Source organism: Leifsonia sp. HAY1-4F (genome assembly GCF_056755275.1).
The window spans coordinates 1-25383 of sequence record NZ_JBNDHX010000055.1 but is presented as its reverse complement, the minus strand read 5'-3'; the positions used below and the strand labels follow the sequence as shown (position 1 = coordinate 25383).

Below are 25383 nucleotides of genomic sequence, written 5' to 3'. Positions count from 1 at the left end.
ATGGCCATGTTGGTGTCGCTTATCGTGGCTGCGGTGCTCGTGTCGACAGGTGGCGCCGCACTCGCGCTGTCCGGGAGGCTACCTTTCATCCCGGCCCCTGCGTCGCCGAGCGCCTCGGCTCTTAGGTCACCCCTTGCCACTCCCACGGACACGCCAACGCCGGCAGAAAGCAGTGCGCCGGCCGCGAACGACGCCCAGCAGATCGTTCAGAAGGCCTGCAGGGACTTTGGGGCCACCTTCGAGGAGAAAATAGACGTCAAATTCCCACATCAGGAATCCGCCACCGCGGCCGCGCAACGGGCGGCTCAGTCGGACCCCCAATGGCAGTCGATCGCCGATGACATGTCGCTCATCACCAGCGTTGGCGAACGAATCAACATCTCGCGTGATCCGACCCTGACCGTGGCCGAGTCCAACCAGGCCAACCAGGCCGTCACCGATCTCCAACAAAAATGCACCGAAGCGGGTGGGGCATTTCAGCTTCCGCCGGACTGACCCTCTCGAAGACGGGCTACATGCAACAGAAGATTTCATCCTGCGGTATCCCCGTTGTCTCACATGAGCGTGACGTGGCGCGTTGGTCTGAGGTGGACAGAGATCCTGGCCACCATCGGCTTGCGGGCGCGCCCCCGCGGGGCGATGCACGACTCGTTCAGGGTTCAATGGGTTCTGATGGTAAAGACGTTCACCAGAGTTCCGAAGTCCTGGCCGACATTCCCCCGTGGCGCTCACCGGAGGTCCTTGGTAGCCCACCTCATGACAAAGAAGGCTGCCGCGCCGACGACCGCGACGATGATTCCCGCGAATATCTTGCCCGTAGATCCGTGCGCGGCAGCGCTCACCGCGTATAGCACTCCCGCCATTACGAATATGGACGGCAGAACGTATCGGAAGACGTACTTCATCGGATTCGCTTTCCCCCTGCTCTCCGGTACGCGACGACGGCGAACAGCCAAAGTGCGAACCCCGTGATCATCAGCACCGCCGCGGCGACGGCTGGCCATAGGCCAGCGTGCAGTGCGCCGAAAATGGCCAGGGCGACCAAGCCTGCGACGACGAGGACGGAGGCCACATACATCGTCGGCCGCACCCAGCCAGGCTGCTGACTAGGTATCAACGACATCACTCTCCTTTTGGAATTCCGCCTCAGCTCCTCCGAGAGAAGAATCCACCCCCGCCGGAATTGGCGCAACGCGACCCCCCAGCGCCGAAGGGACTGATGCCGCCAGTCCGCCAGCCGGTCGCTCGTTGTGCGCCCGCGAACCGATGGTTGGCTGGGTCACCTGTCGCCTTCAGCGTCGCCGAAGACCGTTGCCCGAATCTCCGCAGCGACGGCTGCCGGATCCTTACTCGCGTGCGGAAGAAACCCGGGTCGCTCGAAGGGCAGGAGCGGGAGCTTTTCACCGCCTGTAATTGTTACTACGAGTCCTGGCAGGAAGATTCCGCGCCCGTGTAGACCAAGTCAGTGCGGACGTGCTCGATGTCTGAGATCACTGCGACTAGCTCGCTGTGCCTAACCAGTCGCAACTGCCCACGTTCTCCAGCCCAGCGCATCGAGGTCTGCCCAGCCGATGAGTGCGTAGCCGGCCGTGCCGGCTAGCAGCGGCGATACGACGGGATCAGTGCGGTGTCGTACCGGGGTGTTGCCGCGCACGCCGAGGTGCCGCTGGGGTCGGTGACCTACTACTTCCCCACCCTCAAGGGCCTCGTCTTGACCGCGTTGGACTCCACCCGCAGCGATCTCGAGCCTCGCTACGCGGCCCCGCTCCGTGGTGCCCGCACCGCTGCGGACGTCGTCGACGCGCTCGTCGACGCGACGATCGGCTCCACAAGCCCGAGCCTGGCCGACATCCGTCTCTACGAGGAGATCCGCCACCGCGGCGCGCGGGATCCCCATGTGGCGGCAGTGCTCCAGGCAGTCGAGGACGATTCCCTCCTCATGCTGCAGCCCGTTGCCCCCACCCGCATCGCGCTCGCCATCAACGCCCTGCTGTGGGGCTGGTGGAGTCACCGCCTGGCCCACCCCGACACGCCGCTCGACGAAGCAACAGTGCGCGGACCCTACGAAGCCATCGTCGGACTCGCCGCAGCCGATCACCGAAGCCACAAGAAGGAACAACACCACGCCTGAGACGATGCAAGCCATCCGGCTGACCGGCCCCGTTCCCCCTGACGGCCTCATCGTGACAGAGGTGCCGATCCCAGCAGTTGCGGCCGGGCAGGTCCGGATCCGCGTCCGTGCCTTCGGTATCAACGAGTCCGAAGTCAACAGCCGAAAAGGGGAATCCGGGCCTGACTTCTCGTTCCCTCGGGTGCAGGGCATCGAGGCTGTCGGCGTCGTCGACGCCGTCGGGGACGGCGTCGATCTACCGATCGGGCAGAAGGTCGCGACGATGATGGGCGGTCTCGGCCGCACCATCGACGGTAGCTACGCCGAGTACACCATCGTCGACGCCGCGGACACGATCCCCTTCGACACTCCACCGCCAGCACGCGCAACCCAGCTCGAGCAGACCTGATGCGCCACGTCGGCGCCGACCATGTCGTCATCGACGACGACACCCTCCCGGTCGCCGTTAGCGCGATCGCGCCGGACGGTCTCGACGCAGCCCTCGAATTCGTCAGCGGCGCAGTACTCCCGGATGTGCTCGCGCTGACTCGCTCCGACGGCATCGTGTGCTTCGTCGGCGCGCTCAGCGACGAGTGGACCATCCCGAACTTCTCACCGTTCGCGATCCCGATCGGCGTCCACCTCACTACTACGCCGGCGAAGCAGCCGACCGTTGCTGCTCACACCTCGCACCAAGGAATCGGGGGTCAGCACCAGTCGCTGCGTTTGACCCGTCCCAGCCCAGCCCCGCCGGTCACCAAACGTCCGCAAGCCGATCGCCATTGGCACGCCTTCGGGCCAGGACGGCAGAACTTTTCGTTGGTCGAGAATACGCGGAGGAACCCTGCGGATTCCTGCTTAGCCGAACTGACTGACAGACAGCCTGGCAAAGTGGGTTCGGCATGAAAGCGGCCTGGCGATTCCCGCGGAAGCCCGACGCACTACCGCATCCGGTTGGCGATCTGGATGAGCCTCGGCGGCTGACCGCGGCGAACCAGCTTCGCACGTCCCGGGACAGCCTGGCTCGCATGGACGCCGGGCCAGAGGGGGCCTTCCGACCGCTCGCCCGAGAGCACGATACCCGTTCCGCCGGTGTCTTTGATCGTCTGGATGGTGTTCTCGTACAGCGCTCGGGCCGACCCTGCGACGGGCCGGGTGACGATGACGTTGAGGCCCAGGTCCCGCGCAGACGGCAGGTACGGCAGCAGAGGCTCCAGCGGGTTGTTGCCGCCGGTGGCGAGGATGTCGTAATCGTCGACCAGGAGCACGATGCGCAGCTGCGAGGGCGCGCCATCGTTCTGGCGCTTGTCCAGCTCGAGAGCGAGTGCCGCGGCCAGCTGCTTCGCTTTGGTCACGGTGTTGGCGTGGCCGCCGAGGTAGTCGTCGGGAACCGCGTCGGCCAGAGTCCCGCGCGGCTCCATCAGGGCGATGACGAGCTCTTCGGGGGTGTTCCGGTCGATGAGGCCGCGGATGAGCTGACGGAGCAGCGTGGTCTTGCCGCTGGCGGCGTCGCCCAGGACGAGGACATGCTGGTCAGTGCCCCGCAGATCCAGGGAGGCCGGCTCCATCGTGTCCTGCCGCAGTCCGATCGGAAGGTGGTCGGGTTCGTCGAACTCATCCGGAAGGCTCTCCGGGGCGAGGTCCTCGGGCAGGAGCCGGATCGGGGATGCGGCCGGGCCGTTCCAGGCCGCCGCCGTCTGCTGCGCCAGAGCGGTGAGCGCGTCGCCGAGATCGTCGTCTTCCACGTCGTCGATCGCGGGAAGCGCGACCTGTGCGAAGAGTTGCGCATCTGTGAGCACCCGCCCGGGCTGGTCCGAGCGGATCGTCTCGGCGAGTCTGCGCTTGATGCTCGACTCCGCCGGGTCGTTGAGCCGGAGTTCGTACTTGTTGCCGATCAGAGGCTGCAGACTCATGGGCAGCTCGTTCCACCGGGTAAGGGCGAGGACGAGGTGGATGCCGAACGAACCGCCGCGGCTCAGCAGGTCGGCGAGCGGGTCGGCGAGCTGCTCGAAGTCGGTGCGGGTCAGCCCGTACCCGTCGACGAGGAGCACGACGTCCGGGGCGACGATGCTCGAGAGCTCCCCGGCGGCGTGCCTGCTGCGGAACTGGGCGAGGGACTCGATGCGGTGGGTCCGGAACAGCGTCTCGCGGTGGGCGATCATCCCGGAGAGCTCTTCCAGGAGTCGCACCTGCTGTTCCCGGTCAGCTCGGGTGGCGACGCCGCCGACGTGGGGGAAGTCCTCGAGGCGGCTCAGACCTGCGCCGGTGAGGTCGAGGCCGTACATGGCGACCTGGCGCGGCGTGGTCGCACTCGCCGCACCGGCGGCGAAGGCGCGGAGGAAGGTCGTGCGTCCGGTCTGCGGCGCTCCGATGATCGCGAAGTGGCCGCCCGCTCGGGTGAGGTCGAGCTCCCAGGGCCGCTGCTCCTGGTGCAGTGGGTCGTCGAGAAGGCCGACCGGGACGTGCAGGGGCGCCCTGCCGGGGTGGTCGATGATCTGGAACAGCGGCAACCGGTCGGGCAGCGTCGGCAACCAGATCGGGTTGGTGGGCGTCGTTCCCGGCCGCAGCCGGGAGACGGTCTCGTCGATGAGTGTGGGACCGGCGGGAGTGCCGGCCCCAGCGCCGGCTCCCGAGGGCTCATCTCCTGTCCGAGACGGGGAGTCGATGGTGTTGTACGTCGGCTGCAGGATGACTCCCCAGCCTCTCTCGTCCTGGTCCTGCAGTTCGCGTGCGGCGTCGGGTGGGAGGGGCCCGGAGACGTAGCCGGCTGTGAAGCGCGTGTACACGGTGGTGTCGACTTTGAGGTAGCCATACCCGGGTATCGGCGGAAGGTGGAAGGCGTCCGGCGTTTCCAGGATGACCGAGGACTCCTGCTCCGAGAACGTCCGTAGTCCGATGCGGTACGAGAGGTAGGTGTCGAGACCTTTCAGTTTGCCGCCCTCGATGCGTTGACTGGAGAGCAGCAGGTGGATGCCGAGCGCGCGCCCGATGCGGCCGATCTGCAGCAGCAGGTCGATGAAGTCGGGTTCCGCGGTCAGCAGTTCCCCGAACTCGTCGATCACGACGAACAGGTGCGGGAGCGGTTCGAGATCGAAATTCGTCGCGCGGGCCGTCCGGTAGTCGGTGATCGACGCGAATCCGCCGGCGTCTTTCAGCAGGCGTTGCCGGCGCACGATCTCGCCTTGGATGGAGGCGCGGGCGCGCTCGATCAGCTGAGCGTCGTCCGCCAGGTTGTCGATGAGCCCGGCGATGTGGGGGAGGCCCGCGAAGGGCGTGAATGCAGCGCCTCCCTTGTAGTCGACGAGGATCATCGCGAGATCCTCGGGGCTGTGTGAGACCGCGAGGCTGAGGATAAGGGTGCGCAGGAACTCGCTCTTGCCTGAGCCCGTCGCGCCGATGCAGATGCCGTGCGGTCCCATTCCGCCGTGGGCGGACTCTTTCAGGTCGATCACGACAGGTGCGCCGTCGCCGCCGATGGCGACCGGAACGCGGAGGAAGTCCTGCTGGCCGCGTTGCCGCCAGCGGGCGGGGCTCACCTCGGCGATGCTGGTGATGCCGAGGAGTTCCAGGGCGTCGATGTCTCGCGCGCTGTCCGACTCGGCGCGGGACGCTGCGGAGAGGCGGAGCGGCGCGAGGCGGGATGCGAGGGCGGCGAACAGTGCCTCGCTCAGGGTGTCAGCGCTCTGCGTCACGGATAGGCGGCCAGGCGCGCGGGTGTCGTCGATCGCAACGGTGACGCCGTCGAGCGTTCCGGTGAGGGCGAGGCGGAGGCGCGTGTCGCTCGGTTCGCGCAGCCGTTCCGTTACCAGGGTGATCACCGTGAGCCCGAGCTGTGCGGGGCTGAGACCTTCGGGCAGCGCGAGCGGCGTCGGCGCGTCGCCGGTGTCGTCGACGATGAGAATCATCAGTGTCTCGGCGGTCGGGCCGGCGCTGCCACGCTGCCGCGCGAGCGCGCGGGTGACCCGGCCTGTCAGTTCGTCGCGCAGCAGCGTGAGGAGAGCTGTCGGGCTGGGAGCGATCCTTCGCGCCTGCACGGGACCGTCCCACTCCTCCATGAGCAGGTGCGGCAGTAGGTCGGCGCCGCGGAACTCCGCGGCTTTCTCGGGCGGGACCGCGATGCCGACCTGCAGATCGCCGGGCGCATGGAACACGGCGAGCTGGGCCAGCAGGGCACGGATCACCGGATACAGAGATTCCGGATCGCCGACGACCGCAACGTGCCCTGCGTCACGCAGGCTCACCGCGACGGGCATCCCCGCGATCGGGGTGTGGCTGGTGAGCACGGATCGCGCCTCGCCCGCCATGATGGCGTCGTGCGGTTGCACCGGGTTGGGATCTGCAGGAAGACTCAGCGGGACCCAGGGCACCACGCCCGATCCGACCCGTGGACACAAGAAGTCGACATCGGTGCGCCGTCGCTCCCAAAGCCGTTCGGGATCGCGCACGATGTCGGTCAGCGAAGCCGGTTCGGGGTTGAGCAGCAGGGCATCCCGGCGGGTGTCGAGGTGCAGAGCGCGGAGTTCGGCGCGCTGGGTCTCGAGGTAGTCCAGGTAGCGTTCACGTTCCCGTTTCCGGGCCCGCGCCGCGTTTCCCCGCTGGCCGACGGCCATCCCCACCCCACCGACGAGCGCGACGACGAGGACGAGCCCGCCGACCATGACCATCACGGGGTTGCCGCGCATCACCACCATCATGGTGATCGACGACATCGATCCGAGCACCGGCAGCATCGTGTGGAGCGGGAATCCGCCGGGCGCGGCATCCCCCTGACCAGGCGGTGCTGCGAGGGAGCTCTCTCCCGGCGGTGTCAGCGGAGCGGTGATCCGCGCCGGCCGGTTGATCAGCTTCACGCTCATTCCGCACCGCCCGCGGGGTCACTCGCACGCATCAAGGCGGCGGCGGTGAGCGTGGCCGCGAGAACCGAGCGCGAGCCGGGCGAGCGATCCGACGCCAGTCTGCGGTCACAGCCGAAGGCGACTGTGGGGAACGGCAGTCGGGCAGCGGCCTGGCGGGGCCAGGTGGACCCGGTTCCCGTCGCATCGACGAAGGCGACCATGACGGCAGACGAGTTCGTCCGGGCATGGAGGGCGCGGGCCAGCGCCACGGCGTATTCCGCATCGGTGCGCGCGAACGGCGCCACGATGCACACGGCCTGCCCGGTCTGGGATCGGTACAGTATTTCGGGCAGATCGGCGCCGTTCTCCCAATCCGTGCAGACGATGTCGAAGTGGCGGGCGATCGGGGCCACGTGTGCTCTCCACTGTGCGGCTTCCACCGATGCTGCCGTCATGGGGAGCCGGAATGTGCCGTCTTCGTACCGGAGGTTCTCGGGTAGCGTCTTCGGCATCCCGTCGGCGATGCCGGCGGGAACAGTGCCGCGCTCGTCCGATGTCGCGCCCACGAGCAGAGTCCGACCGCTCCTGCCGCGCGCCAGCGCCCGGGCCGTGAGTGCCGCGACCGTGGAGGTGCCGACTCGCGGATGCAGGCCGATGAACGAGAACCGCCTCCCCACACCGACGGGAGCCGCGGCCTGGGAGGCCGCGCCGACCAGTTCGGCCTGACCCGACGCGGTCGCCATCAGGACGCTCAATGGAACGCTCCCAGCATCAGCTCGTACACGCCGAACACTCCGAGCAGCGCGGGCACCATGACGAGAACTGCGAGCGCCTCGAGGAGGTCGCCGGACCGGCGCAACCGCACCCGCGTGTGGGCGCGAGGTTGGGCCGCCACCAGTACGCCTACCATCGCCGCCGCAACCGCGCACCCCGCGATGAGTTCGCCCGGCTGCCAGTGGCCGTTCGCGACGACGCCGACGATCCCACCGAGCGCGCCGGCGAGCCACAGCGGCCAGGCCTGGTACGCCAGCGGCATCACCCGGGTGCGGAGCAGGACTACCAGGAGCAGCCCGGCGGCCAGGATGTTCGGCCAGACACCTCCGGCGGTCAGCAGCGCGATCAGTACGACGGCGCCGACGGCGGCCACAGCGTAGACGGCCCAGCCGAAAACGGCATACGCGTCCGATACCTGACCGGCCACTGTGGATCGCGTCGACGGCGCGCCCGCGATCACCAGGTCATCCAGCGCCGTCAGCCGGGACGCGTTCAACGCCAGCATCGGCAGAGCTCCGAGTGCCGCGGTGACGAGCACGGTCAGCACCGCGGCGGCAGCGGATACGGGCATGCCGAGGAGAAGACATCCGGTACCGGCAACGCTGAGAACGACACCGACGATCGCGCCCACCGCGGCGGCCCGCATCCCGCCTCCGCCGATTCCGAGGCCGACGGCGACCCACGCCAGCCCGAGCCCGATCAGGACCAGGGCGAGCAGGGACGCGCTGTTCGGCGGCAGCAGAGCCCCGATCGCGAGCGTCGTCGCAGGGACAGCGCCCAGAGCCACGGCGGAGACGACCATCCCTGCCGGGCGGGACACCAGTCGCGCGGTCACCGCTGCCGCGACCGTGAACACAGCGAAGACGAGCGCCGCGGCCCAGGCGGATCGGGTCAGTGCCGTCAGCGTCGCCGTGAGCGAGAGCGCTGCGAGCACCGTGCCGCCGACCGCCGCGCGATGGAGTGGATTCCAGCGTCCTCCAGACGCGTCCAGCGTCTCCGCGACCGCGTCGGTCACGTCCGCGACCTCGGGCGGCGGAGGCACGTCGGCCACCGGCACGAGCCGGAACACGTTCCCATCCATCAGCCCCTGATCGCGGGCGGTCGCATCCAATTCGACCTCGTCGCCGAGCATCCCGACCAGCGTCATGCGGCCGGAGACCTGAGGCTCCGCGATCAGGTCTGCGATCTCGGGGACCAGCGCTCCGACCGGTTCGTCCGACGGGACCACGACCGTTGCGCGCTTCAGCGAGCCGATCACAGTGATCCGCGTGAATACCGTCATCGGCCTGCACCTTCCGTTCCGTTCAGCGGGGTCGGCGATGGGGAGGCCACCGGTGTGGTCGTGGCGCTGTGCGCCGTCTGAGCCGGGAGGACGCTGATCGCGAAGGACACCCCAGCGCAGACCGCTGCGGCGAGAGCCCCGACGACGATGCTGCCGATCAGCCTGCCGATCAATGTCGATGACGATCGGCGGCTGCCCAGCGAGCCGAACACGAACGCGCCGCGCAGCCGTTCTCTGTGCGTCCGGACGGCTTCCAGCAGTGCCTGATCGTCGTGTCTGCTCACGCCATCGCCCCGTGTTCTGCGCGGATGCGGGACAACACCTGAACCGTGTGACCTCCCGCGCTGATCGTCGAACCGTGGCTCACGGGAATCCGGACATCGGCGCGCACGAGGACACCGTTCACGGTCGTCCCGTTCGTCGACTGCAGATCGGTGACGAACACCGATCCGTCCGCGTCCTGTTCGAGGAGCAGGTGGGATTTCGACAGTTCGCGGCTCAGGTCCGGGATGGCCACGACCGTCACGTCGTCGGCGCCCGGCGGGTTGCGGCCCATCAGTATCCGCGACGCCATCGGCAGGCGGCGGTCCCCATCCAGGACCAGGATCGTCCCGCCCGCGCGGAGGGCGGACGGGCGAAGCACCGTCACCTCCAGATCCGCTGGGGCGCTCGCGGTGTCAGGCGGGAGCTGCGCTCGGGGATCCTCCACCGTGCTGGCCGTCGTTCGTGACTGAGCGTCCAGGTGGGTCGCGGTCTCCCTCGATCGAGTGAGGGGTGCCGCGATCGGCTGGACGACTGGTTCGGCGGCCCGGGGCGCGGAGGGCGCGGCCTGGGAGGGAAGAAGCGGCGGGGTGATGAACGGGTCCACGGGATCGCGCCCGCGCCTGATGTCCGCTATGAGGAGAGTCCCACACCGGAATCCGGGAGGCGAACCCGTGGAGTCGGTGACCAGTCGCAGGCCCATCGCACGCCAGCCGACGCTCCGGCCCCACCAGAGCAGCGCACCCGTCTGGGCCAGAATCACCATGATCGCGAGTAGTGCACCGCCGGGGCCCGACGCTGCGACACCCAGCGCGGTCGCGAGCAGCAGGACGAGCAGATCCAACCCCACGGCTGCAGCGACGGCGATCGGTGACGCGATCGACGGTGCACCGATCGGGACCTGCCGGCGTCTCCGGCTGGGCTCGGCTGCCAGACGGGGAGCGGGGTCGGTCACCGTGCGTCTCCTGATGTGTGAATTCATTGCGGGGCTTTGCTGCTGCGGGTTTGCGCCTCTAGGGTAGCTGACGTAGACAACCCGGTCCGCCGTAGTGAAGGGAACCCGCCGCGTGAAGTTCGCGATGGGAGCTGACGTTCTGACGCAGCTCACGAAGAAGACCTCGACCTCTACCGATAACCTCGGGGCATTGGTGAAGCAGCTGGCTGCGGCGGGGGAGCCGCTGGAAGGCACGTTCAACGGTGCCGGCCGTGCCGCATTCGACAGATTCAAGTCGCAGACCGACCAGATCGCGGCGGAGCTGAATTCCGCGCTGGCGGCGGTCCTGGGAGGCATCTCGGGGATGGACAAGTCCTTCCAGCAGGGCGATCAGGACATGTCCGAGCAGACCCGTTCCACGCAAGGTTCGGTGTCGTTCGACGCCGCCCGGTTCTGCGCGACCCGATAACGAAGGAGCAGGATTCTCATGGCTGGAAACCAGTTCGACCGGCGCGACTTCGATCTCGGCGCATCGCAGGCGGCCCAGGACAATTTCCTGCGGGTCGCCGCCCGCCTGGAGGCGTTGATGGATCAGCGCGATCAGGATGTGCGCACGGCGATGTCCGACTACCAGGCGACCGGAGTCTCGGATGACTACGCGGCCAAGGAGCTGCGGTGGAAACACGCCGCCGACGGCGTGCGCCAGATCATCACGACGCTGAAACAGTCCATGGCTACCAACGACGAGACCGCGCAGGCCGCGATCGGCAAGGCGAAGTCCGCCGTCGCCAACATCGGCTGACCGATATTCCCGGGGGGATTGAAACGGGTGACTGAGTTCGATCATCCGCTGCTGGACTGCGTGGCGGGGCGGTACGCGTGCGTCGAATCGCGCGTGTCGACCGTGTTCCTGAGCGAGACGCTGGCCGATTTCCTGCGTTCCGCGACCAGTGCGGGGCTGGTGCCGGTGGTCATCACACGGCCGGACGCCTGGTGGACCTTCGCGGCGCGCTACTACCTGGACATCTCCGAGGGCATCCGCTTGGTGAGGACGGCGACCGGTCTTCTCGATCCGTTCGCCGGAGTGCACTACGCGGACGTGTCGGAACTGGGAACGCCCGGTGGACCGCGCAGCGATGTGCAACCCGCGGCGGGTCACGAGCTGCTGCAGGCCGTCGCAACCGTATCCGTGCATCACAGCGCGACGGCCGATCTGCGTTTGGGCACTGTCGCCGGGGTCCTGGCGAGGGAGCTCGCTGGGTGCGAGCTCGCCGCCTGGGGCGTGCACGAACCGGCGATGCTGGCGTGGGATGCCAACTCGTACACCGACGCACTTCGCGGCCTGATGCCGGAGGGTCGCACGATCCTGGCCGGCGGCGGAGGAGTGTTCCAGGGCGTGAGCATCGTGCGACGTTCCACCTCCGGGGTCGAGGAGACCGTCACCGCCGTCGCTCCGATCGGCTTGGTGGATACCCCGACGCGGGAGGTCGCAGACATCGCGGCGCGCGCCTTGACACGCGTGGCCGGGTCGGTGGCGATGCCGATGATCGGCTCGGTCTCGGTCGTCCCGGGGTGGCGTGACGGACGTGTGTCCACTGAGCTCCAGCCGCTTCCCGTGCCGGCTGCGATCCTCGTCGGGCCGCGCGCCGTCCGGACGCTCGGCGTGGACTTCGAGGCGCTGGCCGACGAGTTCGATGTCGCTCCGGCCGGCCGCAAACGCATCCCTTCGCTGGTCGCGAGCTTCGGCGATTCCGCAGTGCCGCCGTGGGAGCAGGCCCGACGTATCGCGGAAACGTTCGGGACGGACGCACTCAGCCGCGCTTTCAACGGCGAGAGGCGGGCGGACTGATGCCCTTGGAATTCGTCCTGCTCACTCCGCTGTGGATCCCGGTGGAGGAACAACGGGAGTTCGCCGAACTGCTGAACCCGCCGGTTGTTGCCCGCGAGGTCGGTGGCGGAGGTGCGGTGAGCTTCAGCGAGATCGACGACACGCCCGTGCTCACCCTCGGGCGGCCCCGGAAGGTGGAGACCCAGAGCGACATCCGCCGGGTGCTCGCGGGAGAGGGCGACGGTGACGTGCCCGAAGACACCGCTTACTGGTATGAGGGCGTGATCCCGTTCGCCGACTTCAAGCGGGGGATGACGCTGCTCTTCGCTTTCGAGCAGGCAACCGGCGGAAAAGCGATCGTGAGAGGCGCGACATTGGGGGGAGTGGACGCATGAGCGGCTGGCAACTGGAACCGGCGAACATCGGAAAGACGTTGGACGACGCGAGCACCCATGTGCAGGCCGTGGGAGCCGCGCTGGAGAACCTGACCAAGGAGTCGGGTGGCCACCTCGAGTCGGGCGCGGGCTTCGACGGGGTGGTTCTCAAAGCGTTCGCAGGCTTTCTCGAGGAGCAGTCCACCAGTCGGCTCCGGCCGATGATGAACCGCTACAGCGCGGGTATCGAAGCCACGGCCAACGCGACCAACGCGTTCCTCGCCGGCGACGAGCAGATGGCGTCCTCGACGATCGCCAGCGCCGGCGATGCGGCGACGGTGGCGGATGCTTCCCGTTTCCAGGGAGGACAGTGACGGTGGCGAGCGCCAAGGACACCGCCGCCGGCGACGGGCTGATCATCCCGGCGAAGATCCCGGGGGATGATCTGAGCCCGGAGAACATCCGGGCCGCCGCCGCGTCGCTGACGGGCAATGCCACCGCGATCCGCGCCGCCACGGGGAGCGTGGACACGTCGTGGAGCGCACTGCAGGCGTCGTTCGTGGCGCCGGATGCGCACGTAGTGTACGCAGCGATGACTCCCGCGTCGGAGTCGGCGCGCACCTTCGCCGGCAAACTCGACCGGATCGCGAAAGCGCTGAATTCGTTCGCGGACGAGCTCGGCCCGGTGAAGTCGACCTTGAGGGGCATCAAGAAGGATGCGCTGGACTTCTTGAAGGATTTCGACTCGCACCACCGCGTCTGGGTGCACGCCTCGGGGACGAAGAAGTACGAATTCGACCCGAAGGCCAGCGCGTACGGCCCGCACGGAACGGCTTCCGGCAACGATCCGGTCGCCTACCTCCGCAGCAGAGGCGAGACCGTGCGGATGCATGGCGGCGTGCCACAGATCAAGGCGTCCTGGCTGGAGTCGTCGTGGCATGTGGACCGGAACAACCAGCTCCTGGATCGGGTGGCGGACGCGTATGCGAAGGTCAACGGCTTCGAGGTGGAGTGCGGGAACAGGATCGATAAGGAGCGGGACGACTGCGTCGAACCGTTGACGGCGGTCGAGGCGTGGCAGCTGAAGCAGTCTGGCGACAATACCGTTGATCTGCCTTGGGGTCACCGCGTCGAGGAGGACCGCAACTGCGGCGAGTCGGTCTGGCACGGCTTCGGTACTGCAGGCTTGCAGACTCTGCAGGGCCTCGGCAGTCTGATCGGCTACAACCCGATGACGAACGCCTGGGGCGATTGGGGCAATGCCGGGAAAGCGTGGGAAGGCACGTTCACCGGTCTTGGCTCGCTGCTCCTGGCGACCAATCCGGCGACCTGGGTCCTCGGTGGTCTGGGTGTGCCGATCTACCGGGACGCCGTCAACAACAGCGTCAACATGTTCAAGGGCCTGGTCTCCTGGGATGAGTGGTCGAAGAACCCGGGCGAAGCGTTCGGGGGGACGGCGTTCAACGTCCTCACCTTCCTGATCCCCGGTGTCGGCGAGGTCGGCGGCGCGGTCAAGGCGATCACGATGGGCACCAAGCTCGAGATGGTCGCGAACGCGCTCACGAAGGTCGAAGAGGTCACCTCGAAGGTCACGAAGATCCTCCCCGAACACCTGGGCAAGCTCTTCGACAACGGCGGCGCGCTGGACAGGAAGGTCTCGTCGCCGGGCGGTGTCCATATCCACATGCCTGACTCGGCACCGCACGTCGGCGTCCATGATGGGCCGCACGTAGAGGACGGGCAGATGCCCGGCAGCGACGCACACGGCGCCGGCGAGATCGGGCATGCCCCCAGTGATTCCGCGGTGCATTTCTCGCACGCCCCAGGTGAAATTGTCAGCCACGATGGGGCAAGCGCTCCTAGCGACCTTGTCGCCGCGGGTCACGACCATAGCGGCGACATTGGCGCCAGCGCGCGCCACGGGGGAGGTACACCCGACCACGCCAGCGGGGACGATTCGGGGCACCATGTCGCTCCAGCTGTTGATTCCACTGGACGCAACATCAGTGCGATAGTCGGCCAAAGCCACCTCACCACAGACCAGCTTTATGCTTTTCTGCAGCATGATGATCCGATCGGATACCAACACCTTCTCGAGACCGGTCAGTGGCCCGCGGACATGCAAATACCGCGAGATGCGACCGTGCTCGCCCCGGACGGATCGATTGATTGGAATAACAACGTGCCACACGGCGGATACTCCCTCGACCCGTCCACAGGGGAGGCGGTTAAGGAAGCGTATGTTCCTCCAATCGGAGAAGTGATCGACCGATATGGCCCCCCGGATGGTCGCTACACCTCTCCTGTGCCAGACACGGGACCATACAGCTACGATCAGCGGTCGCTACCATACGTCGAAGACCCGGCCCAGTATCACCAGTACCGAGTTGTCGGGGACTTCTCGCAAATCCAAAAGCTGATTGATGCCGTTCCGAATGGTGAACTCAAGAGTGAGATCGCGGAATATATGGAAAGGTTCGATGTGAAGCTATCGACGAATTTGGGTGAAATCGCGCCAGGATTTGGGAGCCGTGGCGGAGGCGTGCAAATCGAGTTGCCGTTGCCTGTTGACTATCTTCTACAGCTTGGCCTGGTTCGGGAGATACTCAGATGAGCGAGATAACTCGAGAAGATGTTGAGCAAGCGATCGACAGCGAGAAGCTCATCCACTGCAATTTTTTCGAGCGCAGCTACCTCCGCGCTGATGAAGTCGGGATCCTTGCGAACGGCCTCGGGTGGCGGGTCTATTCGACGGATGAGCGCGCGAATCCCCGTTATGAAAAGTCCTACGAGGACGAGGCGAGTGCTCTTCAAGACTTTCTGAACAAAACACGCGCAACGAATAGGTATTTCCTGCTCCGGCAGGAGCGCCTTGGTCGTGGGCACTGAAGAATGCGGCGGCCGCGAGAAACCAACTGACACGACTCAGCCCGGTATCGGCCCCGCCCGGGAGCCTTTGCGTCTTCTCGTTCGTGTTGGGCGATTTGGGCTCAGTTGGGGTGCGCCCTCACTACAATGGGGCGGCAGAGAACCATACGGGTTCGACATGACTTCAGTGTCGATGGCGAACCACCGATCACGATGAGGTTCCCCAATGTCTGACCCTCAAGGCTTGGTGGCTGAAAAGAAGGCATTCGACGACGCGGCTGGGGCCCTATTTCGGATGCTGAAGCCCGGGGACACGCAAATCGACTACTTCGTGAATGCAACTGCCGTGGCCGAGGAGACACGGGTGCTCGCGCTCAATCCGAGCGGCCGGTACAAGACCCCCGGCGGTCAGGCGGACTCTCCGCGCGAGACGGAGGAATTGATCGCTGCTACCAGCGAACTTCGCCGTGCGTCCTATCGCCCTGGCTCTGGAACGTGGTTCGGTGTCCACTTGACAGTCACCGCCGACGGGTCGGCGACGGCAGAGTATAACTATGACGATGAGCCTGGGTGGGATACCCCTATTGATCCGGTCGCCTATGTGAATGACGCGAAGAAGTTCCCTCGTGACGAAGTACACCAGCCAGAATGGTTGAAGCAGAGGCTGGCGGAGGGTCAAGCGCGGATCAATGAGCAGACTTGACCCGACTCAGCCCCAAATGAAGCGCTCGAGGCCGCCATGCGGCGGGATTTGGGAGCGTGGCGGGGTGTTCAATACGAACTTCCAATGCCTCTTGAATATCTGATGGGCCTCGGCGTCTTGAGACAAATTTGGGGGAGATTTACCTATGACTCGAGATGAAGCTCTCGGCGTTTATAGCGGCCGCTCGTCAGCCTCATGGTGAGTGGGGTGTCTGATCCCTCTAGCTATTGGCGACAAGTGCTTCGATAGGTCCAGGCAGGTCGCACTGCCGGAACGGTTGAGGTGGCGCCACGCAGAAGCTAGGGGCGGGAGTCAGCCGCCATCACGGATCTCATGAATCTCGCAGGAAGGGCCCGCATGTACCATCACGAGGTCAAGCACACGTTGCTGGGTTCGTGGGGGGCGCGCGCTGAACCGATCGAGCAGATCGCTCAGCGTTTTTACGCCTCGTTTCAAGTTCTTACCTCCCTGGGCGCTCCCTTGGCCGGCCCGTGGAATCAGAAGTACACCACTCCGATCGATATCACCGACTTCGATGCGATCCGTAGTTTGGTGATCAATTCCCCGATGACTGATGAAGACAAAAAGCCGCTCCCGAACGAGTATCGGCCCAGGTTCTTTATCGGCGAGTGGGGCGGCACGATTGCTGATAAGAGCGAGAACGGGTATTTCGGCGCGTTCGCCGACCCGTTCGCAACGAATACGATCAGCCTGGTTTTTGACGGTGCCAGCTTGGCGTTGCCTGCCCGTGATCACGCGCACCTGCTGATCCGGGAGTTCGCGCGGATCTGGCAGCCTGAATTCTTGGTCTTCACCGACCCGCCGCTGCAAGACCGCCGTGGCGAGCGCCGTTCGGGACCCGGGTTTCCGTCCTGGGGCTACGAGGCGTGGGTTTCCGACTCCATTTCCCGTCAACTTGAGCATGTGGAGGGAGCGTATACGGAGCGTTATGGCACCGGCACTCTCATCACCACCGATACGTGGGAACCAGAGCAGGCAGCCGAGGTCTGGCGTCACCTCCTTGACACTAAGCGTCTTCGCGGTATCAGCCGCGCCCAGGAGCAGGTGCCAACGTTCTAGCTCCCGTCCGGGGAACTCGGTAGTGCTGAGAGTGCGTCAACGGCGGCTTGTATTCCAGCGTCATCGCAACGAGGGGTGAGGTTGGGAGGCTAGCAGTGTCGTGAAGAGGTCGGCTGGCGCTCGATCGCCGAGAGTGATCCGAGGCCGGCGGCTAAGTTCGTTCTCGACGCGGGCGATGACTTTGGGTTCTGGGCCGAGATCCGCTCCGCCTGAAACGAAGAAAACCCCCGGCTGACCGAGGGTTTTACTCTGGTGGGCGATACCAGACTCGAACTGATGACCTCTTCCGTGTGAAGGAAGCGCGCTACCAACTGCGCCAATCGCCCGTGCATCCGCGAGCGGCTGCGAGATTCGATACTAGCCGACTCCGGGCCGTGGATGCACATCGACACAGGCCCTTCAGGCGACACACCCGGAGGGCGTAACCGGTTTTGTCTTGTCCCGCCGGATCGGATAGAGTCTTCCACGTGCCGCAGGGAACTGCGGGATGGAATGCGGATGTAGCGCAGTTGGTAGCGCATCACCTTGCCAAGGTGAGGGTCGCGAGTTCGAATCTCGTCATCCGCTCGAGTCGGCCCGGTCCTCGGATCGGGCCTCTCAGGTACGGTGCGGGTTTTATCCGTGTTGTGGCGTTCGGTGGATTGGCCGAGAGGCGAGGCAGCGGCCTGCAAAGCCGTATACACGGGTTCGAATCCCGTATCCACCTCGGTCCTGGGCTTTGCGCTCAGGTTCGGGCGATTGGCGCAGCGGTAGCGCGCTTCCCTGACACGGAAGAGGTCACTGGTTCGATCCCAGTATCGCCCACAGAGAGAGAAACCCCCGGGACGCCGGGGGTTTCGTCGTTTCCGCGGTGGTCCAACCTCCGGCGAGTGGCGACTACTTCGCTCTGGTCGATCGGACGATGGTCGGCTGGGCGGCTGCGGCGTCGAGGAGCGTGTGGGCGTGGCCGACGAACACCGTGGAACCGCCGAGCTCGAGGTGCAGCTCGAGTGCGACGTAATGGATCACCGCACGCGCTGCCGGTTGAGCAGCGCCGCGCGGGCGCGCCCGAGGTCCGTACTCAGCGGGTCGAGAGCTCCGGCGAGGGTGTCGAGGATGCCAAGAGAGCGTGCCACCTTCAGGACCACGTGGAAACCGACGGTGGAGTCGCCGTGCTCGACCTTGCGCAGGGTGTCACGGGTGATGTCCGCGCGCTCGGCGACCTGCTGGGTGGTGAGGCCGAGGATCTTGCGCCAGCCCGCGAAGTCGTCGCCGATCTGCTTGGCGGCGTGGACGACCTTGGCTGGTTGCTCGCTTGTCATAACCGCCCCTTCCCCGACCTTTAGTGACGAGCATACCGGGCCATAAGTCCATTAATGAATAGTTTGCTCGCCATTACTTCGCGATCGTGAGTGGAATTGATCTGCGTAGGCCGGACCGGGCTCACTCCGTTACGGTGTCGAGGTCGCGCGGTTCGTCGACGTCCGCGACCACGTCGGCGCTGACACGGACGATCGGGAGGTCGAGCCGCCCGATGAGCGCGCGCACCGGAGCCCCGGCGACCCCGCCCGTCGCCTGAAGGTGCGCCAGCCGCATCCGTAGGGCGGGGAGCGGGACACGCGCGAGGAGCCATTGGATGTTGCCGTCGTGATCGGCGAGCACTCCCGGCGGCATACCGTGAAGGACCGCTATCGCGTCGGCCGGCTGTGCGAGGTCCGCCGAGACGATGAGCGCCTCGCTCGTGCCTTCCGGCAGGGCGGCGACTCCAGCGGCGATCCCCGCACACGGGCCACCCCACCGCGGATACTCGGACACGCACACGATGTCCCGGGGGAGAGCGTGATCGGCGGCCGAGACGATGACCACCGTCCGGCAGTCGCTCAAGGCTTCGATCGTCCGGAGCAGGAGAGTCCGACCGCCCACCTGCGCTTGCAGCTTGTCGCTACCGAACCGGGTCGACCGGCCGCCTGCGACGACGATGGCGGCCTCCGCCGGGACACGCTCAGCCACGCCGGCTCTCCACTGTCATGGGTCCCGGAGCAGCGAGCTGCGCGTCGAAGCCCGACCAGGGCAACACCATACTGTCGGCGGTGTCGCCCTCGCCTATCCCTTCCTCCGGCACCACGAGGATGCCGCTGGCATCGGCGAGCCCACGCAGCATGGCGGCCCCGCGCCAGGCGGTCACCGTCGCCCGGCCATCCACCCACGTGAACGGTGCGAGCGTCGTCGCTCCGTCGCGCCCCGTCGCTGCGGCGGCGACCACCGGCCTGAGCTGGGCGGACGGTCGACCAGCCAACCCGGCAAGCAGTGGCTCGACCACCGTGAGCGCACCCAGCATCGCCGCGAGCGGGTTCCCCGGAAGAGCCGCGACGAACCGGCCGTCCGGCAGCACGGCCAGAGTCGTGGGGCCTCCCGGACGCATCGCGATGCCGTCCACCAGAATCCGCGCATCGAGCATGCGGAGGGCATCGCGGACATGGTCCGTGGGCGAGGTACCGGTACCGCCGGTGGAGACGACCACGGGAACGTCGGCCTCGTCGAGAGCGCGCGCCGTTCCATCCACGTCGTCGCGCACGCGGGTCGCTCCTGTCACGGTGCCGCCGAGCATGCGGATGAAGGCCGGCAGCTGGACGCCGAAGCTGTCCCGCACGCGTCCGGGACCCGGGATGCCCGCGGTCACGACTTCGTCACCGGTGAGCACCAGCCCGACGCGGGGCACGGCGCGCACCGCGAGTTCATCGCGTCCGGTGGCGGCGGCGAGTGCGACGTGTGCCGGGTTGAGCAGAGTGTCGGAGGCGACGATGCGCTCGCCGCGCGCAGCCTCCATCCCCGCCGGCCGGATGTGCTGGCCCGGTCGCGGCTCGTGTGCGACGGTCGAGCGGAGGATGCCATCAGCGACCGAACCGCTCTCGCTGCGGAGTACTGCGGTTGCGCCGGCCGGCACGAGCGCCCCGGTCACGATGGGGCGTGCGAAGCCCCGCGCGGGGAGGCCGTCCCGGAACCGTTCGACGACCTCACTTTCCAGCTTCCACGGTCCATCGCCCGCCACCAGCCAGCCGTCCATCGCTGCCGAGGCGAAATGGGGGAGATCGATGTCGGTGAGCAGGTCGCCTGCCAGGTGGCGTCCGACAGCGTCGGCGAGCGCGACGGTCTCCTGAGGCAGCAGGGAGGCCGCCCCAGCCGCAAGCGCGATCGCCCGGGCGTCATGCCAGGCGGCCCGTGCCATCCGTCTGTCGTGTCTGTTCGCGGCCGTGGTACTCATCGCCTTCGAGTATGGCCCGCGCTGGGCGGATCGTTCCCCTGCTGACGTCGATGCGCTTCTTCAGCGGATTCGAGTATGACCCGCCGCGTACGCTGTGATAAGCCTGCTGTATGAGCAGGAGGACGGCGCGAAGACGCATCACGAGGATCGAAGTCGGCGGGGCCGAGTCCCACCGCGAGGACCTCCTCGCCGTCGAAGAGCCGCTCGAGATCCGGCTCGGCGGAACGCCCTTGTCGATCACGATGCGTACGCCCGGGCACGACTTCGACCTGGCCGCCGGTTTCCTCGTCTCCGAGGGAGTGGTCGCCCACAACGAGGAACTCCTCGCCATCCGCTACTGCGCCGGCCTCCCGGCTGACGGGGAGAACACCTACAACGTTCTGGATGTGACCCTCGCGCCCGGGGTCGCGCGTCCCGCCGTGAGCCTCGATCGCAACTTCTACATGACCAGTTCTTGCGGACTGTGCGGCAAGGCGAGCATCGACGCCGTGCGCACCCGGTCCCACCATCCGGTGGGAGCTGACCCGGTGACCGTTTCCGACGAGTTCCTGAGCGCACTGCCGGACCGGCTCCGCGCCGGGCAGGCCGTGTTCGACCAGACGGGGGGCCTGCACGCAGCCGCGCTGTTCGATGCCGCCACCGGAGAGCTGCTGGTGCTGCGCGAGGATGTCGGCCGGCACAACGCTGTGGACAAGGTCGTCGGCTGGGCGCTCAAAGAGGGGAGGCTCCCGCTGAGCGGGACCGTCCTGATGGTGTCCGGTCGCGCGAGCTTCGAGTTGGTGCAGAAGGCGTCGATGGCGGGGATCCCCGTGCTGGCGGCGGTGTCGGCGCCGTCATCCCTGGCCGTCGATCTCGGGCAGGAGCTCGGGCTGACCGTCGTCGGGTTCCTGCGAGGGAACTCGATGGTCGTCTACTCGGGGCGAGAGCGCGTCGTCACTGCGGGGAAGACCCGGAAACAGGAGGAACTGGTCTGATGCATGACAGGGACGTGAACCCTGGGACCGACTACCCCGGCCTGCAGGTCGGCCGGAACAAGGACTGGGCCGCCGGAGTGCCTGCGATCCTGCACTCGATGGAGCCGGCCATCGCCGAAATGGGTCCGCTGCGTACTGCGAAGCTGATGACGGCGATCAACCAGAAGAACGGCTTCGACTGCATGAGCTGCGCCTGGCCGGACCCGGGCGAGCGCAACCTCCTCGAGTTCTGCGAGAACGGCGCGAAGGCTGTCACCTGGGAGGCGACGCCGGTCACGGTCCCGACGAGCTTCTGGGCCGAGAACTCGGTGAGCAGCCTGCTGGACAAGTCGGAGTACTGGCTCGGGATGCAGGGTCGCCTCGTCGAGCCCGTCTACAAGCAGGCGGGCTCGGATCATTACGAACCGATCAGCTGGGACCGGGCATTCACGGTGATCGCCGATCGCCTCAACTCGCTCGGCTCGCCGGATCGCGCCGCGTTCTACACCTCCGGCCGCACGGCCAATGAGACGGCGTTCGCCTATCAGCTGTTCGCCCGCGCATTCGGGACCAACAACCTCCCCGATTGCTCCAATATGTGCCACGAGTCGACCGGCACCGCGTTGAGCGAGACGATCGGCATCGGCAAGTCGACGATCGCCTACGACGACTTCGGCAAAGCCGAACTGATCATCGTGATGGGGCAGAACCCGGGCACGAACCATCCGCGCATGCTCACCGCTCTGGAGGAGGCGAAACGGAACGGCGCCACGATCGTCGCCGTGAACCCGCTGCCAGAGGCCGGCCTCATCCGCTACAAGAACCCGCAGAGGCCGCGCGGCATCATCGGCACGGGCACCCAGATCGCCGATCACTTCTTCCAGATCCGCTCCGGCGGCGACATGGCGCTGCTGCAAGCGGTGTCGAAGCGTGTGCTGCAGGCCGAGGACCGCGCTCCGGGCACCGTGCTCGACCACGAGTTCCTCGCCGAGCACACCCTGGGCCTTGAGGCGTTCCGCGAGCACATCGCCGCGCTCGACGACGCCACCGTGCTGGAGGCCACCGGCCTCACTCTCGACGAGGTGGACCTGCTGGCGGACCTCTACGTGCGCTCCGACCGCACGATCATCACGTGGGCGATGGGTCTGACGCAGCAGAAGAATGCGGTTGCGACCCTGAAGGAGCTGATCACCCTCCTGCTGCTGCGCGGCAACATCGGCAAGCCCGGCGCGGGGGCCTCTCCGATCCGCGGTCACAGCAATGTGCAGGGCGACCGGACGATGGGGATCTGGGAGCGGATGCCCGACAGCTTCCTCGACGCCGTTCAGCGGGAATTCGGCTTCGACCCGCCGCGCACGCACGGCTTCGACTCCCTGCAGACGATCACCGGTCTGCAGCGCGGCGAGATCGATGTCTTCTTCGCGATGGGCGGCAACTTCGTCGCAGCGATCTCCGACACCGCTGCTGCGGAGGCGGCCATGCGCGGCGCTGGACTGACGGTGCAGGTGTCGACCAAGCTCAACCGTTCGCACGTCGTCACCGGGGAGGAGGCGCTGATCCTGCCGACGCTCGGCCGCACCGAGGTGGACCTCCAGAAGGGCGGTCCGCAGTTCCTCTCGGTGGAGGACAGCGTCTGCGCTGTGCATGCCACCCACGGCGCGGTGCCCCCGGTGGCACCCGGCCTGCTCTCGGAGGTGGCCATCGTCTGCCGGTTGGCGCGGGCGACGCTCGGCGACCGGTACGGGATCGACTGGGCCGGATTCGAAGACGAGTACGACGTGATCCGCGACCACATCAGCCGGGTCGTGCCGGGCTTCGAGGCATTCAACGCAGACGTTCGCCGGAAGGGCGGCTTCGTCCTGCCCAATGGTCCCCGCGACGCGCGCCGCTTCGACACCGCAACGGGCAAGGCGATGATCACCGTCAACGAACTGGAGCACCTCGAGCGGCCGGAAGGCCGGCTGATCCTGCAGACCATGCGCTCCCATGACCAATTCAACACGACGATCTACAGCCTCAACGATCGCTACCGCGGCATCACGAAGGGCCGGGACGTGATCTTCGTCAACCCGGACGACCTCGCCGAACTCCAGCTCTCCGACGGTCAGCGCGTGAACATCATCAGCGAATCGCGCGACGAGCCGGACCGCGTGCTCCCGAACTACCGGATCGTGTCCTACCCGACGGCACGGGGATGCGCGGCGGCGTACTACCCCGAAGCGAACGTCCTCGTGCCCCTGAAAAGCGCTGCCACGGGGAGCAACACCCCGGTGTCGAAGGCCGTCATCGTGCGCCTGGAGGCCGTGGAGCAGTGAACGGGTGACCACGCCCGTCCACTCAGCTCAGCTCAGTAGCAGACCTGCAGGCCCTCGATGTCGGAGGTCAGCACGTTCGTGCCACCGGTGATCTTCGTCGCCGTCGTGCCGAGGCGGACCATCTGGTCCCCGATGACGCGGGGCACGCAGCCGGCGCGGACCAGGAGCAGCGGGCGGGATGCGGAGCCCGCTGCAGCGGAGGCGACGAGGGCGTCCTGCCAGGTGATTCCGGAGGCCACGTACACGGTCCCTGCCCCGTTTGCGGCGTAACCGGAGGCGGCCAGCAGCGCGCTGGTTGCGAACCGGTCGGATCCGCCGATGCGGGTGACCGTCGACCCCTGGCTCTGGGGCTGCACCGACCAGACATCGCCGACCACATCCGAACCGCCGATGAGCGTGAGCGAGTGCACCGACTTGGCGGTCAGATAGGCCTGGGTCGCCGGGTCGATGGTCGCGCCGTTGACGAGGAGCAGCGGGTTGTTCTTCTTTGCGGCCACGGGCGCGGCCGACAGCGCGTCCGCAAAGCTGTTCGCGGCCGCGATGTAGGCGGCAGTGGCGTTCGGGAAGGCGTAGGCCGCGATCTGCCGTGACGTGTCGTAGCGATCGGCGCCACCGATGCGGGTCACCGGCGCCACTGCCTGCAGCTGGGTGAGGGCGTCGTCGGTGATCGCACTGGTCCCGCCGACGACGATGATCTTCGCCGGCTTCAACCGCTGGATCTCGGCCAGCACGTCCGCCGGGACGGCGCCGGGCATCGTCAGAAGGACTGGGCCGTGCTGAGCGCCGGCGGCCGGCGCGGCGGAGAGGGCGTCAGGGAAGTCCAGCCCCGAAGCGACGTAGACCACCGGGACACCCGAGGTCGGGAACGCCTGCTTCGAGACCTGGACGGACGTGGCGAAGCGGTCGGACCCCGCCAAGCGGGTCGCTGCGGGCGCGGTTGCGATCGCCGCCGAGATGAAGGCCGTCTTGCAGCCGAGCGAGGCGTTGCCGGCGCTGTCGCCCGGGAGGGCCAGCGCGGTGATGCACGCCCCGTACTGTCCGTATCCGCTCCATGGCGCCTGCACCGCGAAGCCGTGTGCGGCGCCGGCGGACGGATATACGTTGCCGACATCGGGACGGCTGGCGTTCGCGGTGACGGTCGTCGTGGTGATCCCCGCCGGCGTGTTCCAGGTGATCTGCACTTGGCTGGAGGCCGCCAGGTTGGTCAGGTCGATCGCCCAGCCGGTCACACTGAACGGCGACCCGGAGGTCACGGTCGCCGTGTCGTAGGATCCGATCGGCGGGTGGCTCTGCGCCCCGTACGCGAAGGCCTGGAGCTGGGCCCAGGTACCGTTGAAGATGTCCTGGTCACCCGTGAAGACTCCCGCGTCGGCGTACTGCCACATGGTCCAGTTCAACCAGCTCGCGGGCAGCGCGCCCGGGGTGGTCGTTCCGTACCGCGCCACGAAGAGCGGGTACGCGCCGAAAGTGTTGTTGGAGCCCGTGCACTGGTTCCACCAGTTGGTCGTGGAGTAGATCGCGGGCGGGATCCCGGTCAGTGCCTTCATCGTGTGGACGAAGTCGGCGATCCACGACGACATGGCTGCCGTCGACATGCCCCAGCAGGTGCCGCTGCCGTCGGTCGCGTACTCGATGTCGAGCAACGGCGGGAGGGTCCGCCCATCCGGTGCCCAGTTGCCGCCGTGCGCATAGAAGTACTGTGCCTGCGTGGCGCCGCTCGAGACGTTCGGCGCAGCGAAGTGGTACGCGCCCCGGATCAGTCCGGCACTCGTCGCACCCGACCACTGGGAGGGGAAGTGGGAGCTGACGTAATCCGTGCTCTCAC

Annotated in this window: 25 protein-coding genes, 4 tRNA genes and 1 pseudogene; 18 read left to right on the top strand and 12 right to left on the bottom strand. The window is 67.0% G+C overall.

Annotated elements, in window-relative coordinates; genetic code table 11:
- Positions 1–495, top strand: a pseudogene (locus ACPYOG_RS11705) (hypothetical protein); the annotation flags it as partial.
- Between the two features lie 233 nt (positions 496–728).
- On the opposite strand, the gene ACPYOG_RS11700 reads toward ACPYOG_RS11705, so the two are convergent.
- Complete coding sequence (locus ACPYOG_RS11700; protein ID WP_481294399.1) at positions 729–905, bottom strand: hypothetical protein; 177 nt, start codon at positions 903–905, stop codon at positions 729–731.
- Between the two features lie 722 nt (positions 906–1627).
- On the opposite strand from ACPYOG_RS11700, the gene ACPYOG_RS11695 reads away from it, so the two are divergent.
- The 3 genes from ACPYOG_RS11695 (at position 1628) to ACPYOG_RS11685 (ending at position 3016) form a co-directional block, all read left to right on the top strand.
- Positions 1628–2131, top strand: a complete 504-nt coding sequence (locus ACPYOG_RS11695; RefSeq protein ID WP_481294398.1) for a TetR/AcrR family transcriptional regulator — start codon at positions 1628–1630, stop codon at positions 2129–2131.
- A 61-nt stretch (positions 2132–2192) separates the two neighbouring features.
- Positions 2193–2519, top strand: a complete 327-nt coding sequence (locus ACPYOG_RS11690) for an alcohol dehydrogenase catalytic domain-containing protein (protein WP_481294397.1) — start codon at positions 2193–2195, stop codon at positions 2517–2519.
- Positions 2519–3016, top strand: a complete 498-nt coding sequence (locus tag ACPYOG_RS11685; RefSeq protein ID WP_481294396.1) for a hypothetical protein — start codon at positions 2519–2521, stop codon at positions 3014–3016. The genes ACPYOG_RS11690 and ACPYOG_RS11685 overlap by 1 nt, the downstream gene beginning before the upstream one ends.
- Positions 3017–3051: 35 nt before the next feature.
- On the opposite strand, the gene eccCa is transcribed toward ACPYOG_RS11685, so the two are convergent.
- The 5 genes from eccCa to ACPYOG_RS11660 are packed head-to-tail and all read right to left on the bottom strand — an operon-like array spanning position 3052 to position 10217.
- Entirely contained in the window at positions 3052–6966 is a 3915-nt protein-coding gene (eccCa, locus tag ACPYOG_RS11680; protein WP_481294395.1) for a type VII secretion protein EccCa, read from the bottom strand.
- Positions 6963–7700 carry a hypothetical protein gene (locus tag ACPYOG_RS11675; protein WP_481294394.1) on the bottom strand — a complete coding sequence of 246 codons (738 nt, stop codon included), beginning with the start codon at positions 7698–7700 and terminating at the stop codon, positions 6963–6965. Before ACPYOG_RS11675 ends, eccCa begins: the two co-directional genes overlap by 4 nt.
- The gene (locus ACPYOG_RS11670; protein WP_481294393.1) at positions 7697–9001 is read right to left on the bottom strand and encodes a ubiquitin family protein; all 1305 of its coding nucleotides are present in this window, start codon (positions 8999–9001) and stop codon (positions 7697–7699) included. The genes ACPYOG_RS11675 and ACPYOG_RS11670 overlap by 4 nt, the downstream gene beginning before the upstream one ends.
- Entirely contained in the window at positions 8998–9285 is a 288-nt protein-coding gene (locus ACPYOG_RS11665; RefSeq protein WP_481294392.1) for a hypothetical protein, read from the bottom strand. The genes ACPYOG_RS11670 and ACPYOG_RS11665 overlap by 4 nt, the downstream gene beginning before the upstream one ends.
- Entirely contained in the window at positions 9282–10217 is a 936-nt protein-coding gene (locus ACPYOG_RS11660; RefSeq protein ID WP_481294391.1) for an FHA domain-containing protein, read from the bottom strand. Before ACPYOG_RS11660 ends, ACPYOG_RS11665 begins: the two co-directional genes overlap by 4 nt.
- 112 nt (positions 10218–10329) lie before the next feature.
- On the opposite strand from ACPYOG_RS11660, the gene ACPYOG_RS11655 reads away from it, so the two are divergent.
- The 9 genes from ACPYOG_RS11655 to ACPYOG_RS11615 all read left to right on the top strand — a co-directional run bounded on the left by ACPYOG_RS11655 (position 10330) and on the right by ACPYOG_RS11615 (position 17049).
- A complete protein-coding gene (locus ACPYOG_RS11655) occupies positions 10330–10665 on the top strand; it encodes a WXG100 family type VII secretion target (RefSeq protein WP_481294390.1) in 336 nt (111 codons plus the stop codon).
- 18 nt (positions 10666–10683) lie between these two features.
- On the top strand, positions 10684–10998 hold the full coding sequence (locus ACPYOG_RS11650; RefSeq protein WP_481294389.1) for a pore-forming ESAT-6 family protein: 315 nt from the start codon (positions 10684–10686) through the stop codon (positions 10996–10998).
- Between the two features lie 27 nt (positions 10999–11025).
- Positions 11026–12045, top strand: coding sequence for a DUF6177 family protein (locus ACPYOG_RS11645; protein WP_481294388.1), 1020 nt, complete (start codon positions 11026–11028; stop codon positions 12043–12045).
- Entirely contained in the window at positions 12045–12419 is a 375-nt protein-coding gene (locus ACPYOG_RS11640) for a hypothetical protein (RefSeq protein ID WP_481294387.1), read from the top strand. Before ACPYOG_RS11645 ends, ACPYOG_RS11640 begins: the two co-directional genes overlap by 1 nt.
- Positions 12416–12772 carry a DUF6507 family protein gene (locus tag ACPYOG_RS11635; RefSeq protein ID WP_481294386.1) on the top strand — a complete coding sequence of 119 codons (357 nt, stop codon included), beginning with the start codon at positions 12416–12418 and terminating at the stop codon, positions 12770–12772. Before ACPYOG_RS11640 ends, ACPYOG_RS11635 begins: the two co-directional genes overlap by 4 nt.
- Positions 12769–15012 carry a glycohydrolase toxin TNT-related protein gene (locus ACPYOG_RS11630; RefSeq protein ID WP_481294385.1) on the top strand — a complete coding sequence of 748 codons (2244 nt, stop codon included), beginning with the start codon at positions 12769–12771 and terminating at the stop codon, positions 15010–15012. Before ACPYOG_RS11635 ends, ACPYOG_RS11630 begins: the two co-directional genes overlap by 4 nt.
- On the top strand, positions 15009–15287 hold the full coding sequence (locus tag ACPYOG_RS11625; RefSeq protein WP_481294384.1) for a hypothetical protein: 279 nt from the start codon (positions 15009–15011) through the stop codon (positions 15285–15287). Before ACPYOG_RS11630 ends, ACPYOG_RS11625 begins: the two co-directional genes overlap by 4 nt.
- A 226-nt stretch (positions 15288–15513) precedes the next feature.
- Entirely contained in the window at positions 15514–15969 is a 456-nt protein-coding gene (locus ACPYOG_RS11620; RefSeq protein WP_481294383.1) for a hypothetical protein, read from the top strand.
- Between the two features lie 357 nt (positions 15970–16326).
- On the top strand, positions 16327–17049 hold the full coding sequence (locus tag ACPYOG_RS11615; protein ID WP_481294382.1) for a hypothetical protein: 723 nt from the start codon (positions 16327–16329) through the stop codon (positions 17047–17049).
- Between the two features lie 250 nt (positions 17050–17299).
- Here ACPYOG_RS11615 and ACPYOG_RS11610 read toward each other — a convergent pair.
- A tRNA-Val gene (locus ACPYOG_RS11610) sits at positions 17300–17375 on the bottom strand.
- A gap of 168 nt (positions 17376–17543) precedes the next feature.
- Here ACPYOG_RS11610 and ACPYOG_RS11605 point away from each other — a divergent pair.
- The 3 genes from ACPYOG_RS11605 (at position 17544) to ACPYOG_RS11595 (ending at position 17853) form a co-directional block, all read left to right on the top strand.
- Positions 17544–17616 (top strand) — tRNA-Gly (locus tag ACPYOG_RS11605).
- Between the two features lie 68 nt (positions 17617–17684).
- Positions 17685–17755, top strand: a tRNA-Cys gene (locus tag ACPYOG_RS11600).
- Positions 17756–17781: 26 nt separating this feature from the next.
- Positions 17782–17853, top strand: a tRNA-Val gene (locus ACPYOG_RS11595).
- A gap of 72 nt (positions 17854–17925) precedes the next feature.
- Here the strand turns inward: ACPYOG_RS11595 and ACPYOG_RS11590 are convergent.
- The 4 genes from ACPYOG_RS11590 to ACPYOG_RS11575 all read right to left on the bottom strand — a co-directional run bounded on the left by ACPYOG_RS11590 (position 17926) and on the right by ACPYOG_RS11575 (position 20290).
- Positions 17926–18057 (bottom strand): hypothetical protein, encoded by a 132-nt coding sequence (locus tag ACPYOG_RS11590; protein WP_481294381.1) that lies wholly within the window; start codon positions 18055–18057, stop codon positions 17926–17928.
- Entirely contained in the window at positions 18054–18350 is a 297-nt protein-coding gene (locus ACPYOG_RS11585; protein ID WP_481294380.1) for a helix-turn-helix domain-containing protein, read from the bottom strand. Before ACPYOG_RS11585 ends, ACPYOG_RS11590 begins: the two co-directional genes overlap by 4 nt.
- Positions 18351–18471: 121 nt before the next feature.
- Positions 18472–19038, bottom strand: coding sequence for a molybdenum cofactor guanylyltransferase (mobA, locus tag ACPYOG_RS11580; protein ID WP_481294379.1), 567 nt, complete (start codon positions 19036–19038; stop codon positions 18472–18474).
- Positions 19031–20290 (bottom strand): molybdopterin molybdotransferase MoeA, encoded by a 1260-nt coding sequence (locus ACPYOG_RS11575; protein ID WP_481294378.1) that lies wholly within the window; start codon positions 20288–20290, stop codon positions 19031–19033. The genes mobA and ACPYOG_RS11575 overlap by 8 nt, the downstream gene beginning before the upstream one ends.
- A gap of 110 nt (positions 20291–20400) precedes the next feature.
- On the opposite strand from ACPYOG_RS11575, the gene fdhD reads away from it, so the two are divergent.
- Positions 20401–21264 (top strand): formate dehydrogenase accessory sulfurtransferase FdhD, encoded by an 864-nt coding sequence (fdhD, locus tag ACPYOG_RS11570; RefSeq protein WP_481294377.1) that lies wholly within the window; start codon positions 20401–20403, stop codon positions 21262–21264.
- Complete coding sequence (locus ACPYOG_RS11565; protein ID WP_481294376.1) at positions 21264–23558, top strand: FdhF/YdeP family oxidoreductase; 2295 nt, start codon at positions 21264–21266, stop codon at positions 23556–23558. Before fdhD ends, ACPYOG_RS11565 begins: the two co-directional genes overlap by 1 nt.
- Positions 23559–23590: 32 nt before the next feature.
- Here the strand turns inward: ACPYOG_RS11565 and ACPYOG_RS11560 are convergent.
- The coding region (locus ACPYOG_RS11560; RefSeq protein ID WP_481294375.1) for a cell wall-binding repeat-containing protein at positions 23591–25383 on the bottom strand (1793 nt) is incomplete at its 5' end.

Coding starts and splice junctions, on each gene's coding strand:
- ACPYOG_RS11700 (WP_481294399.1), bottom strand. CDS start 905: ATGAAGTACGTCTTCCGATACGTTCTGCCGTCCATATTCGTAATGGCG.
- ACPYOG_RS11685 (WP_481294396.1), top strand. CDS start 2,519: ATGCGCCACGTCGGCGCCGACCATGTCGTCATCGACGACGACACCCTC.
- eccCa (WP_481294395.1), bottom strand. CDS start 6,966: ATGAGCGTGAAGCTGATCAACCGGCCGGCGCGGATCACCGCTCCGCTG.
- ACPYOG_RS11670 (WP_481294393.1), bottom strand. CDS start 9,001: ATGACGGTATTCACGCGGATCACTGTGATCGGCTCGCTGAAGCGCGCA.
- ACPYOG_RS11650 (WP_481294389.1), top strand. CDS start 10,684: ATGGCTGGAAACCAGTTCGACCGGCGCGACTTCGATCTCGGCGCATCG.
- ACPYOG_RS11640 (WP_481294387.1), top strand. CDS start 12,045: ATGCCCTTGGAATTCGTCCTGCTCACTCCGCTGTGGATCCCGGTGGAG.
- ACPYOG_RS11635 (WP_481294386.1), top strand. CDS start 12,416: ATGAGCGGCTGGCAACTGGAACCGGCGAACATCGGAAAGACGTTGGAC.
- ACPYOG_RS11625 (WP_481294384.1), top strand. CDS start 15,009: ATGAGCGAGATAACTCGAGAAGATGTTGAGCAAGCGATCGACAGCGAG.
- ACPYOG_RS11615 (WP_481294382.1), top strand. CDS start 16,327: ATGTACCATCACGAGGTCAAGCACACGTTGCTGGGTTCGTGGGGGGCG.
- ACPYOG_RS11585 (WP_481294380.1), bottom strand. CDS start 18,350: ATGACAAGCGAGCAACCAGCCAAGGTCGTCCACGCCGCCAAGCAGATC.
- ACPYOG_RS11575 (WP_481294378.1), bottom strand. CDS start 20,290: ATGAGTACCACGGCCGCGAACAGACACGACAGACGGATGGCACGGGCC.
- fdhD (WP_481294377.1), top strand. CDS start 20,401: ATGAGCAGGAGGACGGCGCGAAGACGCATCACGAGGATCGAAGTCGGC.
- ACPYOG_RS11565 (WP_481294376.1), top strand. CDS start 21,264: ATGCATGACAGGGACGTGAACCCTGGGACCGACTACCCCGGCCTGCAG.